This is a genomic window from Protofrankia sp. Cas3 (genome assembly GCF_963555955.1).
In the GTDB taxonomy this organism is placed as follows: Bacteria; Actinomycetota; Actinomycetes; order Frankiales; family Frankiaceae; genus Protofrankia.
This window is the reverse complement of record NZ_CAUVXP010000255.1, coordinates 1-1,470: the sequence shown is the minus strand read 5'-3', so window position 1 is coordinate 1,470 and position 1,470 is coordinate 1. Positions and strand designations below refer to the sequence as shown.

The 1,470-nt window shown below is 74.2% G+C and carries 1 protein-coding gene; it reads right to left on the bottom strand.

The features are described from left to right. Window positions 1-17: 17 nt before the first annotated feature. Window positions 18-1,373 carry an RsmB/NOP family class I SAM-dependent RNA methyltransferase gene (locus U9983_RS26525; RefSeq protein ID WP_322756629.1) on the bottom strand — a complete coding sequence of 452 codons (1,356 nt, stop codon included), beginning with the start codon at window positions 1,371-1,373 and terminating at the stop codon, window positions 18-20. Window positions 1,374-1,470 lie beyond the last annotated feature (97 nt).

The window sequence follows — 1,470 nt, the reverse complement described above, 5'->3', positions numbered from 1 at the left end:
TGGTCAGCTTTCGTGACTCACGGGCCGCCGCGGCGCAGGAGGGCGAGGAACATCGCGTCGGTGCCGTGCCGGTGCGGCCACAGCTGCACGAACGGGCCGTCGCCGAGGCCGTCCACGTCTGGTAGGTAGGCCCGGGCGTCCAGAACGGACACGTCGGTGCGCTGCCCGACCACGTCCGTCACGACGTCGGTGGTCTCCGCCGGGTGCGGCGAACAGGTGACATACGCAACGACACCACCGGGACGCACCAGGTCGAGGGCCCCGGCCACCAACTGCCGCTGCAGGCGGGACAACACCACGACATCGGACGGCGTGCGACGCCAGCGCGCCTCAGGCCGACGCCGCAGCGCCCCGAGGCCGGTGCAGGGGACATCGGCCAGCACCCGGTCGACACTGCCCGGCCGCAGCGGTGGGATACGGCCGTCCGCCTGCACCACCGTCACGTTCGACCGGCCGGCCACCGCCTGGCTCACCAGCCTGGCACGGGTAGCCCGCGGTTCCAGCGCGATCAGCCGGGTCCCGGGCAGCAGGCCGGCGAGAAGGGCGGTCTTTCCGCCAGGGCCGGCGCACAGATCGACGCTCACCCCGACATCCGTCCCCACCGTCACCACCCGCGACAGCGCCGCCACGACCAGCTGGCTACCCTCGTCCTGTACGGCGGCGCGGCCGTCGGAGACCTCGGCGAGCCGTCCCGGATCACCACCGGCGAGACGGACCGCGTACGGCGACCACCGGCCGGGCTGCGCCTCCAGCCCTGCGCCCCGGACCGCGTCCATCAGCGCCTCGGAGCCGATCAGACCTGGTCGCGCGACCAGGTGCGTGGTGGGACGTTGGTCATCGGCCTCCAGCGCCGAGCGGGTCTGCGCCAGGTCACCGCCCAGCGCCGCGGCGAACGCCTCGACCACCCAACGCGGGTGGGCGGTGACCATCGAGAGATGGCCGATCGGGTCGTCGTCGTAGCGGGGAGCGGCGAGCAGGGCCGCAAGGTCACCACCGGTCTCCTCCACCCGCGACGCGACCCGGCGCAGGACCGCGTTGGCGAACCGGACCGGCCGCTCACCGCTGGTGTGGCGAACCAGGTCGACCGTTGAGGCGACCGCCGCGCGGGTCGGCACCCTGGTGTACAGCAACTGGTAGACGCCGAGCCGCAGGGCATCGCGCACCTTCGGGTCCACGGCGTCCACCGGCCGGCTGGCAACCGTCCCGAGCAGGACGTCGAGGATGCCCATGGCACGCAGCGTCCCGTAGGTCAGCTCGGTGGCGAATCCTCGATCCCGGGCCGGGAGCCGGCGCTGTGCCATCAGGGCTGCCAGCAGCAGGTTGGCGTATGCGCCACGCTCGTCGACCGCTCGCAGTACCTCCCAGGCGAGCAGCCGCGCGGGATCGGCTGGGACAGCCCGCGGCGAGCGTGCCGGCGCCGGCGCCGGCGCGGCCCGGCCCGACGCGGTGCGGCCCGACGCGGTGCGGCCC